Origin of the sequence: Bosea sp. 29B (assembly GCF_902506165.1) — a bacterium.
Taxonomy (GTDB): Bacteria; Pseudomonadota; Alphaproteobacteria; order Rhizobiales; family Beijerinckiaceae; genus Allobosea.
This window is the reverse complement of the sequence record NZ_LR733817.1, coordinates 5,692,361-5,707,198: the sequence shown is the minus strand read 5'-3', so window position 1 is coordinate 5,707,198 and position 14,838 is coordinate 5,692,361. Positions and strand designations below refer to the sequence as shown.

At 65.8% G+C, this 14,838-nt stretch carries 15 protein-coding genes; 8 read left to right on the top strand and 7 right to left on the bottom strand.

Going from position 1 to position 14,838, the window contains the following annotated elements; translation table 11 throughout:
• Nucleotides 1-1,016: 1,016 nt before the first annotated feature.
• Together GV161_RS27630 and GV161_RS27625 are read left to right on the top strand one after the other, a co-directional pair.
• Nucleotides 1,017-1,406: autotransporter domain-containing protein (locus GV161_RS27630; RefSeq protein WP_210253497.1), on the top strand; the 390-nt coding region annotated here is incomplete at its 5' end.
• Nucleotides 1,407-1,563: 157 nt separating this feature from the next.
• Nucleotides 1,564-1,755, top strand: coding sequence for a hypothetical protein (locus GV161_RS27625; protein ID WP_152013882.1), 192 nt, complete (start codon nt 1,564-1,566; stop codon nt 1,753-1,755).
• Between the two features lie 265 nt (nt 1,756-2,020).
• Here the strand turns inward: GV161_RS27625 and rpmG are convergent, their stop codons facing one another.
• The 4 genes from rpmG to rnr form a co-directional block, all read right to left on the bottom strand.
• The gene (gene rpmG / locus GV161_RS27620) at nt 2,021-2,188 is read right to left on the bottom strand and encodes a 50S ribosomal protein L33 (protein ID WP_110489346.1); all 168 of its coding nucleotides are present in this window, start codon (nt 2,186-2,188) and stop codon (nt 2,021-2,023) included.
• A gap of 156 nt (nt 2,189-2,344) precedes the next feature.
• Entirely contained in the window at nt 2,345-3,079 is a 735-nt protein-coding gene (locus GV161_RS27615; RefSeq protein WP_152013883.1) for an NUDIX hydrolase, read from the bottom strand.
• A complete protein-coding gene (locus tag GV161_RS27610; RefSeq protein ID WP_152013884.1) occupies nt 3,076-3,519 on the bottom strand; it encodes a DUF983 domain-containing protein in 444 nt (147 codons plus the stop codon). Before GV161_RS27610 ends, GV161_RS27615 begins: the two co-directional genes overlap by 4 nt.
• Before the next feature lie 25 nt (nt 3,520-3,544).
• The gene (gene rnr, locus GV161_RS27605) at nt 3,545-5,896 is read right to left on the bottom strand and encodes a ribonuclease R (protein ID WP_152013885.1); all 2,352 of its coding nucleotides are present in this window, start codon (nt 5,894-5,896) and stop codon (nt 3,545-3,547) included.
• 615 nt (nt 5,897-6,511) lie between these two features.
• On the opposite strand from rnr, the gene urtA reads away from it, so the two are divergent.
• The 5 genes from urtA (at nt 6,512) to urtE (ending at nt 12,153) form a co-directional block, all read left to right on the top strand.
• Nucleotides 6,512-7,771, top strand: coding sequence for an urea ABC transporter substrate-binding protein (urtA, locus tag GV161_RS27600; RefSeq protein ID WP_244624013.1), 1,260 nt, complete (start codon nt 6,512-6,514; stop codon nt 7,769-7,771).
• 118 nt (nt 7,772-7,889) lie between these two features.
• The gene (gene urtB / locus GV161_RS27595) at nt 7,890-9,491 is read left to right on the top strand and encodes an urea ABC transporter permease subunit UrtB (RefSeq protein ID WP_244624003.1); all 1,602 of its coding nucleotides are present in this window, start codon (nt 7,890-7,892) and stop codon (nt 9,489-9,491) included.
• Nucleotides 9,488-10,627 carry an urea ABC transporter permease subunit UrtC gene (gene urtC / locus GV161_RS27590; RefSeq protein ID WP_152013887.1) on the top strand — a complete coding sequence of 380 codons (1,140 nt, stop codon included), beginning with the start codon at nt 9,488-9,490 and terminating at the stop codon, nt 10,625-10,627. Before urtB ends, urtC begins: the two co-directional genes overlap by 4 nt.
• Before the next feature lie 5 nt (nt 10,628-10,632).
• Nucleotides 10,633-11,397 (top strand): urea ABC transporter ATP-binding protein UrtD, encoded by a 765-nt coding sequence (urtD, locus tag GV161_RS27585; protein ID WP_152013888.1) that lies wholly within the window; start codon nt 10,633-10,635, stop codon nt 11,395-11,397.
• A 60-nt stretch (nt 11,398-11,457) separates the two neighbouring features.
• Complete coding sequence (gene urtE, locus GV161_RS27580) at nt 11,458-12,153, top strand: urea ABC transporter ATP-binding subunit UrtE (RefSeq protein WP_152013889.1); 696 nt, start codon at nt 11,458-11,460, stop codon at nt 12,151-12,153.
• 187 nt (nt 12,154-12,340) lie between these two features.
• On the opposite strand, the gene GV161_RS27575 is transcribed toward urtE, so the two are convergent.
• From GV161_RS27575 to GV161_RS27565, 3 genes are all read right to left on the bottom strand, one after another.
• Nucleotides 12,341-12,745 (bottom strand): carboxymuconolactone decarboxylase family protein, encoded by a 405-nt coding sequence (locus GV161_RS27575; protein WP_152013890.1) that lies wholly within the window; start codon nt 12,743-12,745, stop codon nt 12,341-12,343.
• Nucleotides 12,681-13,109 carry a MerR family transcriptional regulator gene (locus GV161_RS27570; RefSeq protein ID WP_152013891.1) on the bottom strand — a complete coding sequence of 143 codons (429 nt, stop codon included), beginning with the start codon at nt 13,107-13,109 and terminating at the stop codon, nt 12,681-12,683. The genes GV161_RS27575 and GV161_RS27570 overlap by 65 nt, the downstream gene beginning before the upstream one ends.
• Before the next feature lie 95 nt (nt 13,110-13,204).
• The gene (locus GV161_RS27565) at nt 13,205-13,669 is read right to left on the bottom strand and encodes an Lrp/AsnC ligand binding domain-containing protein (protein ID WP_092161895.1); all 465 of its coding nucleotides are present in this window, start codon (nt 13,667-13,669) and stop codon (nt 13,205-13,207) included.
• Between the two features lie 156 nt (nt 13,670-13,825).
• On the opposite strand from GV161_RS27565, the gene GV161_RS27560 reads away from it, so the two are divergent.
• Nucleotides 13,826-14,836 (top strand): 1-aminocyclopropane-1-carboxylate deaminase, encoded by a 1,011-nt coding sequence (locus tag GV161_RS27560; RefSeq protein ID WP_152013892.1) that lies wholly within the window; start codon nt 13,826-13,828, stop codon nt 14,834-14,836.
• Nucleotides 14,837-14,838 lie beyond the last annotated feature (2 nt).

Sequence of the window (14,838 nt, the reverse complement as noted above, 5' to 3'; positions counted from 1 at the left end):
AGTCTGTCGGGCAGCAGCACCTATTCGGGCGCGACCACAGTGTCGGCCGGGACGCTCTATATCGATCGCTCGCAGGCCATGTCGGCGGCATCCGACTACACCGTCGCGGCAGGCGCGCTGCTCAACGTCAACGACACGCTCGGCACGGTCACCGCCGGCTCGATCGCCGGGGCCGGCCAGCTGCGGATCGAGAACGGCTCGACGCTGGAGACCGGCGCGACCAATGCCTCGACCACCTTCACCGGCATGATCTACGACGCCGGCAGCATCAGGAAGGTCGGCACGGGGACGCTGACGCTGACGCAGGAGAACACCTATTCGGGCGGGACGACGATCGCGGGCGGCGCGATCAGCATCTCCAAGGACAGCAATCTCGGCAGCACCTCGGGCGCGCTGACGCTGGATGGCGGCGTGCTGCAGGTGACGGGCACGACGCTGAACGGGCTCGCCCGCAACATCATCCTGGGCAGCAATGGCGGCGGCTTCGACATCGTCGAGGCCGGCAACAGCTTCATCGTGAACCAGTCCCTCTCGGGGACGGGCTCGCTCTCGAAGACCGGTGCCGGCACATTGGTGCTCAAGGGCGCCAGCAGCTATTCCGGCACGACGACGGTTTCGGGCGGCACCTTGCGGGCTGGCGTCGCCGGCGCGTTCTCGTCGAACTCGGCCTTCACGGTGGCATCAGGCGCGACGCTCGATCTCGCCGGCTTCAGCCAGACGATCGGCTCGCTCGCCGGCACCGGCACGGTCACGCTGGGGAGCGGGACGCTGACGGCGGGCGCGAACAATTCATCGACCACCTTCTCCGGCACGATCACCGGCACGGGCGGGGTCACCAAGCGCGGCACGGGCACGCTGACGCTGACCGGCACGAACACTTATACCGGGTCGACCAAGGTCTCGTCCGGCAAGCTGGTGGTGAATGGCTCGCTGGCGAGCACTGTCACGCTGGATGGCGGCACGCTCGGCGGCTCGGGCACGATCGCCGGCGTGAGCGTCGGCAGCGGCGCGACGGNGCGCTGATCCGCGTCAGCACGGACGCCGGCACCGAGCGTGGCGGAGCTACGGCCTTGCGCGTGCTCTCTTCCGACCAGACGCTCGGCTTCACCACGCTGGGCTTAAGGGCCGAGGCGCAGCTTGGGGCGATGCCGCTGTTCGCCCGGGCCATGCTCGGCTGGCGCCACGGTTTTGGCGAGCTGACGCCGCAGGCGCGCACCGCCTTCGTCGCCGGCACCACGCCGGCCACGGTCTTCGCCGCACGGATCGACCGCGACGCCCTCACCGCCGAGGCCGGCCTCGACTGGCGCATCTCCTCGGCCACCGCACTCGGCCTGACCTACTCCGCCGCAATCGGCGAGCGCTCCCGAGACCACGCCCTCAAGGGACGCGTCGAGATGCGCTTCTGAAGAGGGAGCCGCCGGCGCGAATGCGCCGATTGAATTTGCATCGCCATGGAGCAAATCTGTGAGCTGCCGGGTTATCGCATGGCAGCCACGATTCCGCTTTGCGGTCATCGCGCTGGTCACTCGCGGCTCGGCATCGAGAGGGATGGAGACAGCAGCCATGGCGGAAAACGGCAATCACGAAGCGCTGGACGATCTGATCGCGCTGCTGCGTCGACAAATTTCCGACCTGACGGAACAGGCTACCGCCGTGTCCGGCTCCGGGAGCGAGGAGAGATTGACGGACCTGCTCAACGAGAAGCAGGACCGCCTCAACGAGCTGCTGAAAGAGCGCTCGGCCGGGGAAGGATGACGTCGCAAGCGACGGGCTGGGGCGCCCCTGGCTTATTCTGAATGGCCTCGCGGCATTGCCGGCGCGGATCGTCGGCCCAGCGTTCGCCGCCAGCACGCCGCTGGTCAGCGGCGCGCTGTTCTGCCGAGGCTCTCCACTGGATAGCCGAAGGCATCTCCGGCCAGGACCGCAAGCGGGCCGGCGCCACGCAATCGCCCAGAACGAAAAAAAACCGCCCTGAGAGGGCGGTTCTTCTAAACCAAATCAAGCAATTAGGCGGATCGCCTCACTTGATCTTGGTTTCCTTGAACTCGACGTGCTTGCGCGCGACCGGGTCGTACTTCTTCTTCGACATCTTCTCGGTCATGGTACGCGAGTTCTTCTTGGTCACGTAGAAGAACCCGGTGTCCGCGGTCGAGATGAGCTTGATTTTGATGGTCACGGCCTTGGCCATGGCGGAGCCCTCGAATAGATGGGGCCGCCGTCGGCCCGCGCAGAAAACAAAATGGCCGGGCGAGCCCGGCAATCCGATGGGCGGGGAATGCCGTATCGGCGTCGGCAAGTCAAGGAATATCGGGTGGGCATACGGATTTTCCGCCGCCCGACGGCGTCAGAGCAACTCGCGCACGAAGCTGCCGCGCTTCTCCCAGTAGAACGGAACCGGCAGATACTGGGCGAATCCGGCCTTCAGGCGCTCCTCGACCTCGGCGATGATCACCTTGGTGATGGTCGGCAGGTCGAGCTCGCGCGCTTCGTCGAAGGTGACGGAGACGAGGTCGACGAGCTCCGAATCGGGGCCGATCACGCCCTCGACCTTGCCGGCGACGGCACGGGCATCGACGGCGAAGAAGCGGGTGTCGAAGCGCTTGGGCCGGCGCGGCGGCGTGATGGCGCGGGCGACGAAGGTGATGGCGCCGAGGTCGGGGAAGACGCCCTTGGCCGCGAACTCGGCCCAGACGCCTTGGGGCGGGCTCTCAGGGGCGCCATACTCGGCGCTGCCGAAGATCAGGCCGGTCTCCTCGAAGGTCTCACGGATCGCCGCCAGCGCCAGTGCCCGGCCGCGCTGCAGGCTCGGGCGCACGCAGCGGGCGAGCAGGCGCTGCTCGCAGGGGCCGGCGAGAGCGCCGGTCGCGGCCATGCGGCGGTCACCGGCTTCGATGCGTCCGCCCGGGAAGACGTATTTGCCCGGCATGAACTTGTGGCCGGCATGGCGCTTGCCCATCAGTACCCTGGGCTTCTTCCCGGAATGATCGAGGATCAGCATGGTCGCCGCGTCACGCGGGCGCAGGTTGACGTTGGTGCGTGCCCGCTCGGCCTGGGTCAGGGTGATGGTGTGGTCACTCATCGGCCGCCGATTGCCTTCATGGCGGGCTGGCGCTCGGGCTTGGGCATGGCGCCGCCGAAGCCGTGCATGCGCAGCGCCCATTGCAGGCCGATGACCGCGCCCTTGGCCGGCTGCATCAGTGCCAGGCTGAGGAAGACGGTCAGCGGCAGCCAGACCCAGAGGTGCAGCGCGATCGACCAGTCGCTGTATTTCTCAGCCAGCAGGATGCCGCCGACGATGACATGGCCGACGATGGTGATGACGATATAGGGCGGCAGATCGTCGGCACGCTGATGGTGCAGGGTCTCGCCGCAGGCCTCGCAGGAATCGACCGGCTTCAGGAAGGCGCGAAACAGCCTGCCTTCGCCGCAATGCGGGCAGCGACCGAAGAGGCCGCGACGCATAGCCTGACGCCAGTCGCGAGCCTGGACCGGCTTGGGTTGGTGACAATGTATGGACATGGGATGTCTTCGTTAATGCGGGGCGTCAGCGCTTGCGGCCCGATCGTTTGGGCGGGGGGCGGCCCTGCTTTCGCCCCATAGGTAAAGCAGGCCGTGACCTTTTGCCAGAGCGGTCGGATGTCGCGGGCCTGCCCTCTGTGAGCAACTCGAAGCGAAGTGCTCCTGCGACCGGCGCCGCTTCGACCAGTTTGACATGGACACGGTCGCCCAGGCGCCAGCTTTCGCCGGTGCGATCGCCGACCAGTGCGTGGGCGCGCTCGTCATGGCGATAATAGTCGGCGCCCAGTGTCGAGGCCGGGATGAAGCCATCGGCGCCGGTGCCGTCGAGCTTGACGAAGAGGCCGGCGCGGTTGAGGCCGGCAATGCGCCCGTCGAAGCTCGAACCGATCTGGTCGGCGAGGAAATGCGCGATCAGCCGGTCGGTGGTCTCGCGCTCGGCCGCCATGGCGCGCCGCTCCGCCGCCGAGATCCGGGTCGCGACCTCGCGCAATTCGGCGAGCGAGGTCGATTTCGGCAGGCCGTCATCGCCGAGCTTCAGCGCCGTGACTAGAGCACGGTGCACGATCAGGTCGGCATAGCGGCGGATCGGCGAGGTGAAATGGGCGTAGCGGCGCAGGTTCAGGCCGAAATGCCCGTAATTCTCGGCGACATATTCGGCCTGCGCCTGGGTGCGCAGCACGACCTCGTTCATCAGGAGCTCGTTCTCCGAGCCCCTGATCATGGCGAGGATGCGGTTGAACAGCACCGGCCGCAGCGCCGCGTCCTTGGGAAGTTTGATGCCGATCGAGGCCAGGACCTCGCCGAGCGCCCGCATCTTCTCGAGCGAGGGCTCGTCATGGCAGCGGTAGATGAGCGGGCTCTTCGCCTTCTCCAGCGTCTCGGCGGCGGCGACGTTGGCGAGGATCATGAACTCCTCGATCAGCCGGTGCGCGGCGAGCCGCTCGGGCACGATCACGCGGGTGACCTTGCCATTGGCATCGAGGACGAGCTTGCGCTCGGGCAGATCGAGATCGAGCGGCTGGCGGGCGTCGCGGGCGCGGGCGGCCGAGCCATAGGCCGCCCAGAGCGGCATCAGGATGCTGTCGCGGATCGGGGCGGCGACGTCGTCCGGCTTGCCGTCGATCGCGGCCTGGGCCTGCTGGTAGGAGAGCTTCGCCGCCGAGCGCATCATGATGCGGTGGAAGCTGTGGCTCTTCTTGGAACCGTCGGCCTTGAGGATCAGGCGAACGGCAAGGGCAGGGCGGTCCTCGCCACCGCGCAGCGAGCAGAGATCGTTCGAGATGCGCTCCGGCAGCATCGGCACGACGCGGTCGGGGAAATAGACCGAGTTGCCGCGCTCCAGCGCCTCGCGATCGAGCGCCGAGCCGGGGCGTACATAGGAGGCGACGTCGGCGATTGCGACGGTGACGATGTGGCCGCCGGGGTTGTCCGGATCATCGTCCGGCGCGGCATGGACCGCGTCGTCATGATCCTTGGCGTCGGCCGGATCGATGGTGATCAGCGGTAAAGCGCGCCAATCCTCGCGGCCGGCGAGCGTGGCGGGTTTTGCCGCTTCCGATTCCGCGATCGTCGCCGGCTGGAATTCGTTCGGGATGCCATGGGCGTGGATCGCGATCAGCGAGACCGCGCGCTCCGATTTCAGTGAGCCGAGGCGCTCGCGCACCCTGGCCTGCGGCGGGCCGAACCGGCTTTCGCGGGCAAGAGAGACCGAGACGAGGTCGCCATCCTCCGCGTTGCCGGTCTGCCCCTTCGGAATCAGCGCCTCGCGCCCCTGCGCCTTCTTGTCGACGGGCACGAGCCGGCCGGAGCCGTCGGGGAGGGCGCGGAAGATGCCGAGCACCTGCGCCTTGGCCTTGCCCATCACCTTGAGGGTGCGGCCGGACCATTGATAGCCCTCGACGCCGCGCAGCTTCGTCAGCTTGAGCAGGACATGGTCGCCGACGCCGGGGGCGGCCGCAGCCGGGGTCTTCGGCTGGCGGCGGAATTCGCGCTGGCGTTCGAGCAGGATCTTCGGCGCCTCGCCCTGGTCGGCCTCGTTCCATTCGAGCGGGGCGGCGATCAGGTCGCCCTCGCGGTCGCGCGTCTTGATCTCGCAAAGCAGGACGGCGGGCAGGGCGGCATGCGGCTTGACCGGGCCGGAGCCGCCATTCTCCTCCAGCTCGAGCTCGCGCAGCAGGCGCTTCAGCCAGATCTTGCCGCCGCCATCGAGCTGGAAGGCCTTGGCGATGTCGCGCCGGCCGGGCTCGCGGCCGGCGGCGCGCTCTTCCTCGATGAAGGCGAGGACAGCGTCGCGGGAGAGGTCGGCGTCGGGACGGGACAAAGGCTCGGGCCTCGTCAACGGCTGCTGGGCGCAAAAGACATGAAGGGTTTCTGCCATGCCGTGGCCAAGGGCGCCAGAACGGCCTGTGCAGAACTGCCATCCGAAACGGAGAAGGGCTGCCCTTGCGGGCAGCCCTTCCATTGCCGAACCGCAGCCCCGGTAACAGGGCTAAGCGTCACGGAAACTCACGCGCAACCGAACCCCTCATGGGACGAGTCCAGGCCATGCGCCCCCCGCGACAGCGGTTGATGACAATGAGACACTGGATCACCTCCTTTCAGTTGTTACCGACAAGAGGAGGCTAGGGTGATTCCGTCGCCGGCGTAAATGGCAAAGATTCGGCGGATCACAGGTCACATAACTGCAGTGAAAACAGGCATTGGACGAGAGTGTGGCAATGTTGCCTATTTTCTGAGCGACCAACTTGCCCGCTGAATAGTCATCTGCCGCCGCCGCACATGATGTTTGCGTGGAGGGGCGTCTCGCTGGCAGGAAATCGCTCCAAAAGCTGCCGTGAACACGCCTTGTTGCGGTGTCGATATGCCCTTGAACCGGGTTGGCATGCCGCTTGCGAACTTCCCTGCCAGCCGGAACGGCAGCTGGCGCCCGGCAAGGGCGTGGTCAACAGGGACCTCAGGGGACATCGCAGTGAAACTCACTCGTCGCACGGTCATCGGCGCCGCCTTCGCAGGCGCCACGGTTCTCTCCTCGCTGCTGCCGGCGGCGGCGCAAGAGACCATCAAGGTCGGCATCCTGCACTCGCTCTCCGGCACGATGGCGATCTCGGAGACGACGCTGAAGGACGTCATGCTCATGCTCATCGAGGAGCAGAACAAGAAGGGCGGCGTGCTCGGCAAGAAGCTCGAGGCGGTGGTGGTCGACCCGGCCTCGAACTGGCCGCTCTTCGCCGAGAAGGCGCGCGAGCTGATCGTCAAGGACAAGGTCGCGGCCGTGTTCGGCTGCTGGACCTCGGTCTCGCGTAAGTCGGTGCTCCCGGTGTTCAAGGAGCTGAACTCGATCCTGTTCTACCCCGTCCAGTACGAGGGCGAGGAAAGCGAGCGCAACGTCTTCTATACCGGCGCAGCGCCGAACCAGCAGGCGATTCCGGCCGTCGATTATCTCGCCAAGGAGGAGAAGGTCGAGCGCTGGGTTCTGGCCGGCACCGACTACGTCTATCCGCGCACCACCAACAAGATCCTGGAGGCCTATCTTCTCGCCAAGGGCGTGAAGAAGGAGGACATCCTGATCAACTACACGCCGTTCGGCCATTCCGATTGGCAGACCATCGTCTCCGACATCAAGAAGTTCGGCACGGCCGGCAAGAAGACCGCCGTGGTCTCGACCATCAACGGCGACGCCAACGTTCCCTTCTACAAGGAGCTCGGCAACCAGGGCATCAAGGCGACCGACATTCCGGTCGTGGCCTTCTCGGTCGGTGAAGAAGAGCTCGCCGGCATCGACACCAAGCCGCTGCTCGGCCACCTCGCCGCCTGGAACTACTTCCAGTCGGTCAAGACGCCGGAGAACGAAGCCTTCATCAAGCAGTGGAAGGCCTACAAGAAGAACGACAAGGCCGTCACCAACGATCCGATGGAAGCCCATGTCATCGGCTTCGCCATGTGGGTGAAGGCTGTCGAGAAGGCCAAGAGCTTCGATCCCGACAAGGTCATCGACGCGCTGCCCGGCGTCGAGGCGCCGAACCTGACCGGCGGTGTCTCGAAGATGCTGCCGAACCACCACATCACCAAGCCGGTGCTGATCGGCGAGATCAAGGCCGACGGCCAGTTCGACGTCGTGTCGAAGACCGGTCTCGTCGCCGGCGATGCCTGGTCGAAGGAGCTCGATGGCTCCAAGGACCTGGTCGGCGACTGGGTCGAGAAGAAGTGCGGCAACTTCAACGTCAAGACCGGCAAATGCGGCGGCGGCGCCTGAGTTAAGAGGGGGAAGGGCGGCACGGTCGGAAAGCCCGGCCGCCCTTCGAAATCGCCTGAGCATGCCGCCGGATCGGCCGGCGGCATGCGTACAGCCGACCAGCCAATCGAAGCGAGACATGCGGATCCTTCCCAGCCTCCTGCGCATGCTTGCGCTCGCGATGACGCTTGCCTTTGCGCCGGCCATCGCGCTCGCACAGAGCGGCGACGATGCCTTCACCCGCCTCAACGCCGACAGCTTCTCGGACACGGCGCGCGCCATCGACATCCTCGTCCAGAGCGCGCATCCGAACGCGGCCGTGATCATCGAGGCGCTGGCCGATGGCCGGCTTCTGGCCGGCGGCGGCGCGGTGGCGGTGAAGACGAAGGAGGGCGGCTTCCTTGACGCGAAGACGGGACAGGCGCTCGCTGCCGAGCCGGCCGGTGTCAAGGCGGTCAGGCTCAACAACAATGTGCGGCGGGTGATCCAGGGCGCGCTCGGCGGGCTCGGGCTGATCAATCCCGATCCGGCCAGGCGCGTCGCTGCGGCCGAGGCGGTGTTCCGGGCCCGCGACGTATCGGTGCTCCCCGCCCTCGAAGCCGCCATCGCCAAGGAAAGCAATGACCGGGCGCGCCGGGCGCTGCGCGAGGCGCAGGCTGCGATCCTGATCGTGAAGACCGATGCTCCGCCCTTCGACCGCATCGCCGCCGTCGATGTGCTGCGCGAGCGCGGTGACCAGGATGCGCTGGCGACCCTGCGGGCCCTGCCGGGCGACGCCACGCCCGGCCTCAAGGACGCGCAGGCGCGCGCCATCTCCGACATCGAGGGCAAGCTCGCCCTGTGGCGGGCCGGGCAGAACCTCTGGTACGGGCTCTCGCTCGGCTCGGTGCTGCTGCTCGCCGCCATCGGCCTTGCCATCACCTTCGGCGTGATGGGCGTAATCAACATGGCCCATGGCGAAATGGTCATGCTCGGCGCCTACACCACCTTCATCGTGCAGGAGGTGATCCGGTCGCGCTTTCCGGGGCTGTTCGACTGGTCGCTGGCGATCGCGATCCCGGCCGCCTTCATCGTCGCCGGCGCGGTCGGCATCGCGATCGAGCGCGGCGTCATCCGCTTCCTCTATGGCCGGCCGCTGGAGACGCTGCTGGCGACCTGGGGCATCAGCCTGATCCTGCAGCAGGCGGTGCGCACCGCCTTCGGCCCGACCAATCGCGAGGTCGGCGCGCCAGCCTTCATGTCCGGCGCCTTCGAGCTCGGTGGTCTCGCTATCACCTGGAACCGGCTCTGGATCATCGTCTTCGCCGCTCTCGTCTTTGCGGCACTGTTGGCGATCCTGAAGCTGACGCCGATGGGCCTGCAGATGCGGGCTGTCACCCAGAACCGGCGCATGGCTTCGGCGATGGGCATCCGCACCGGCCGGATCGATGCGCTGACCTTCGGCCTCGGCTCAGGCGTCGCGGGCCTTGCAGGCGTCGCGCTCTCGCAGATCGACAATGTCAGCCCCAATCTCGGCCAGAGCTATATCATCGACAGCTTCATGGTCGTGGTCTTCGGCGGCGTCGGCAATCTCTGGGGCACGCTGATCAGCGCGATGAGCCTCGGCGTCGCCAACAAGCTACTCGAACCCTATGCGGGCGCCGTGCTCGGCAAGATCGCGCTGCTCGTTTTCATCATCCTGTTCATCCAGAAACGCCCGCGCGGCCTGTTCGCGCTGAAGGGCAGGGCGGTGGAAGCATGATCACCCGCTTCCTCCTCTCGAACATGGACAGGCGCGGCCTCGTCTTCCTCGCCCTCATCGCCGCGATCGGCTTGCTGGTGCCGCTGGCGAACCTGCTGATGCCGGCCGGCTCGCCCTTCCATGTCTCGACCGCGACCATGTCGCTCTGGGGCAAATATCTCTGCTACGCGCTGCTGGCGATCTCGCTCGACCTGGTCTGGGGCTATTGCGGCATCCTCTCGCTCGGCCACGGCGCCTTCTTCGCGCTCGGCGGCTATGCGATGGGTATGTACTTGATGCGCCAGATCGGTTCGCGCGGCGTCTACGGCAATCCGGTCCTGCCCGATTTCATGGTCTTCCTGAACTGGGGGGAATTGCCCTGGTACTGGTACGGCTTCTCCTCCTTCCCCTTCGCGATGCTGATGGTGCTGCTGGTCCCCGGCCTGCTTGCCTTCGTCTTCGGCTGGTTCGCCTTCCGCAGCCGCGTCACCGGCGTCTATCTCTCGATCATCACGCAGGCGCTGACCTATGCGCTGCTGCTCGCCTTCTTCCGCAATGACATGGGTTTCGGCGGCAATAACGGCCTGACCGATTTCAAGGACATTCTCGGCTTCAACGTGCAGGCGCAAGGGACGCGCGCGGCGCTGTTCGCCATGACCTGCACGATGCTGGCCGCCGGCTTCCTGATCGCGCGGGGCATCGTCACCTCCAAGCTCGGCAAGGTGGTGATCGCGATCCGCGATGCGGAATCGCGCACGCGCTTCCTTGGCTACCGGGTCGACCGCTTCAAGCTCTTCGTCTTCACGGTTTCGGCCTGCATGGCCGGTATCGCCGGCGCGCTCTACGTGCCGCAGGTCGGTATCATCAATCCCAGCGAATTCGCCCCGGCCAATTCGATCGAGACCGTGATCTGGGTCGCGGTCGGCGGGCGCGGCTCGCTGGTCGGCGCGGCGCTCGGGGCCGTCGTCGTCAACTGGGCCAAGACGATGTTCACCTCCGGCTTCATGGCGCCGTACTGGCTGTTCGCGCTGGGCGCGCTCTTCGTCTTCGTCACGCTGTTCATGCCGAAGGGCATTCTCGGCACCGCGCAGGGCTGGTGGGAGAGCCGCAAACGGCGCGAGCCCGTGCCAGCAGCCGAACCGGCGCCGGCGGAGTAACTGATATGAACGCTCCCGCACCCGGCGCGCTGACCTCTTCCTTGCTTTATCTCGACGGCGTCAGCGTCTCCTTTGACGGCTTCAAGGCGATCCGTGGTCTGTCGCTCACGATCGAGCCTGGTGAGATGCGCGCCATCATCGGCCCGAACGGCGCCGGCAAGACGACGATGATGGACATCATCACCGGCAAGACCCGGCCGGACGAGGGCACCGTGATGTTCGGCGGCTCGGTCGATCTGACCCGGCTCGACGAGGCCGCGATCGCCAATCTCGGCATCGGCCGCAAGTTCCAGAAGCCGACGGTGTTCGACTTCCACACGATCGAGGACAACATCCTGCTGGCGCTGAAATCGAAGCGCACAGTGCTGAAGACGCTGTTCTGGCAGACGGAAGAGCCCCAGCAGAAGCGGATCGACGACATCCTCGGCATCATCAAGCTCGCCGACAAGCGCGAGCGGCTCGCCGGCTCGCTCTCGCACGGGCAGAAGCAGTGGCTCGAGATCGGCATGCTGCTGGCGCAGGATCCCAAGCTCCTCCTTGTCGACGAGCCGGCGGCCGGCATGACCGATGGCGAGACGGCGCAGACGGCAGTGCTGCTCAAGGAAATCGCCCGGGATCACTCTGTGATCGTTGTCGAGCACGACATGGGCTTCATCCGCGAGCTCGGCGTGAAGGTGACGGTACTCCACGAGGGCTCGGTGCTGGCTGAGGGCCCCCTCGATCAGGTTAGTGCCAATGAGCGCGTGGTCGAAGTCTATCTGGGGCGCTAGCATGATCTGGACACGTGAAAACCGGTTCTCCGATCAGATCATGCGGCGGGACAACTGCTCATGCTGAACGTCGAAGCCATCGACCTCCATTACGGTGCCGCCCAGGCCTTGCGACGCGTCTCGGTAACCGCCGAGATCGGCAAGGTCACCTGCGTCATGGGCCGCAACGGCGTCGGCAAGACCTCGCTGATGCGCGCCATCGTCGGCCAGCAGCCGATCAGCGGCGGCAGGATCAGTTTCGGCGGTGAGGACATCTCTACCTTGCGCACCGAGGACCGGGCACGCGCCGGCATCGGCTTCGTGCCGCAGGGCCGCGAGGTCTTCCCGCTGCTCAGCGTCAAGGAGAACCTGGAGACCGGCTTCGCGCCCTTGCCGCGCAAGGAGCGCTACATCCAGGACGAGCTCTTCAACCTATTCCCTGTGCTGAAGTCCATGCTGGGCCGGCGCGGTGGAGACCTCTCGGGCGGTCAGCAACAGCAACTCGCCATCGCGCGAGCGCTGGTCACCCGACCCAAATTGCTGGTTCTCGACGAGCCGACCGAGGGCATCCAGCCCTCGATCATCAAGGATATCGGCCGCGCCATCGACTATCTGCGCCAGCGCGGCGACATGGCGATCGTGCTGGTCGAACAGTATTTCGACTTCGCCCGCGACCTCGCCGACACGATGTTCGTGATGGACCGCGGCGAGGTGGTGCTGGCCGGGCCGATGGCGGAGCTCGATGGGGCGCAGGTTCAGAGATTGATTCAGGTCTAGCGGCCAAGGCGCTGGAGCGGAATCGCCTTCCGTCATGGTCAGGCTTGTCCCGACCATCCATGTCTTTCTTCGCGCAGCGCTGTGTTCAAGACGTGGATGCTCGCCACAAGGGCGAGCATGACAAGGGCGAGCATGACGGAGGTCTGACCCGCTGACTCGGAGTCAGCGGGTCCGATGCAGCCTCGGCTCAAGCAGCGAGGTCACGCGCCGCGAAGACCTCCTTCGCCGCGAACAGCCCGTTCAGCGCTGCCGGGAAGCCGGCATAGACCGCCATCTGGATCATGACCTCGGTGATCTCCTGGCGCGACAAGCCGACGTTCAGCCCGGCCTCGATATGCACCTTGAGCTGCGGCTGGGCGTTGCCCATCGCGGTCAGCGCCGCGATCGTCGCGATCTCGCGGGAGCGCAGGTCGAGCCCCGGCCGCGAATAGATGTCTCCGAACGAGAACTCGAATACGTAGTTTGCGAAATCGGGGGCGATGTCGGCGAGCGCCGCGATCACCCTGTGGCCGGCTTCGCCGTCGATCTCAGCGAGAGCCCGCCGGCCGCGCTCCAGCCGGCTGGTGTCGGCGTGTGCGTTGATGTGCGTCATGGTCTTCGATCCTCTTCTCGATGTCGGCATAGCCGGCGATCTTGGTGTCGAGGACGAGAAGGCAGGCTTCGAGTTCGGCGACGCGAACGCGAACCTGCTCGCGGTGCCGTTCCAGCAAACTACGACGATCGGCTTCCGTACCGGCCCCCGTTTCGCGCAACGCCGCATAACGCAGCATCTCGCGGATCGGCATGCCGGTGGTCTTGAGCCGGCCGAGGAAGTCGATCCAGGTCAGGATCGAGGCGTCGTAGTCGCGCTGGCGTGACCGGTCCCTGTCGGCATAGGGCAGCAGCCCGATCCGCTCGTAATAGCGGATCGTATGGGCCGATAGTCCCGATCGCCGGGCGAGTTCACCGATCTTCATGGCCGCCTTCTCATCACGACGCCCGGGAAGCTACGAGTTCGAGTGCACTCTAAGTCAATGCGGTCGGCGAAACTTTTTTTTGAGGGTGCGCCGTCTCAAAACTCCAGCGGCGCGTTGTCGATGACCTCCTTCATCACGAAGAAGGTGCGGGTCTGGCGCACGCCGGGCAGCGCCAGCAGCGTCTTGGCGTGGAGCTTGTTGAAGTCGGCGAGATCGCGCACGCGGATCTTGAGGAAATAGTCGAAATCGCCGGCGACGATGTGGCAGTCGAGTACGACGGGGAGCTGCTTCACCGCCTCTTCGAACAGGCCGAAGCTTTCCGGCGTCGAGCGGTCGAGCACCACGCCGACGATGGCGAGCGTGCCCTTCTCGACCTTGTGCGGATCGATTTGCGCCCGCACGCCGGTGACGTAGCCTTCCGCGAACAGGCGCTGGATGCGGCGATGGCAGGTGGCGGCGCTGGTGTTCACCCGTTTGGCGATCTCGGCATTGCCCATGCGCCCATCGGCCTGCAGCAAACGCAGGATTCTGAGGTCGGTCCGGTCGAGTTCTGCCTCCATGAATGATTCTTCCGTTTTATCTACCAATGATGTCGTTAGAAGCTAGCAGATTGTAGTTTTGGCGAAAGCAGAGAGAAAATCTGAAGCCAAGTTCGGGAGCACCTTTCAGGGGCGTTTTGCTAGCGTTTGCGGGCCATTTCAGAAGGGAAACCCGCCATGCTCGCCAAGTTCGAACGCTACCCGCTGACCTTCGGGCCGTCGCCGATCGAGAAGCTCTCGCGCTTGTCCGCCCATCTCGGCGGTGGCGTCGCGCTCTATGCCAAGCGCGAGGACTGCAACTCCGGCCTCGCCTTCGGCGGCAACAAGCTGCGCAAGCTCGAATACATCATCCCGGATGCGATCGCGTCCGGCGCCGACACACTGGTCTCGATCGGCGGAGTCCAGTCGAACCACACCCGCATGGTCGCGGCGACCGCCGCCAAGATCGGCATGAAGTGCCGCCTCGTGCAGGAGAGCTGGGTGCCGCATGAGGACGCCGTCTATGACCGCGTCGGCAACATCCTGCTGTCACGGGTGATGGGCGCCCATGTCGAGCTGGTCGACGAGGGCTTCGACATCGGCATCCGCGCGAGCTGGGAAAAGGCTCTGGCGGATGTGAAGGCCAAGGGCGGCAAGCCCTATGCGATCCCGGCCGGCGCCTCCGTGCACAAGTTCGGCGGGCTCGGCTATGTCGGTTTCGCCGAGGAGGTGAGGGCGCAGGAGGAAGAGCTCGGCTTCAAGTTCGATTACATCGTCGTCTGCACCGTCACCGGCTCGACCCATGCCGGCATGGTCGTCGGCTTCGCCAAGGACGGCCGCCAGCGCAAGGTCATCGGCATCGACGCCTCGTTCACGCCGGCGCAGACCAGGGCGCAGGTGCTCGACATTGCCCAGAAGACCTCCGAGCTGGTCGGCGGCAAACAGATCACTGCGGACGATATCGTCCTCAACGAAGACTACGCCTATCCGGTCTATGGCGTGCCCTCGAAGGAGACGATCGAGGCGATCCGCCTGTCGGCCCGGCTCGAAGGGATGATGACCGACCCCGTCTATGAGGGGAAATCGATGCAGGGCATGATCGACCTGGTGAAGAAGGGCTTCTTCCCGGCCGGCTCGAAGGTGCTCTATGCCCATCTCGGCGGCGTGCCCGCGATCAACGGCTATAGCTACACCTTCCGCAATGGTTGAGC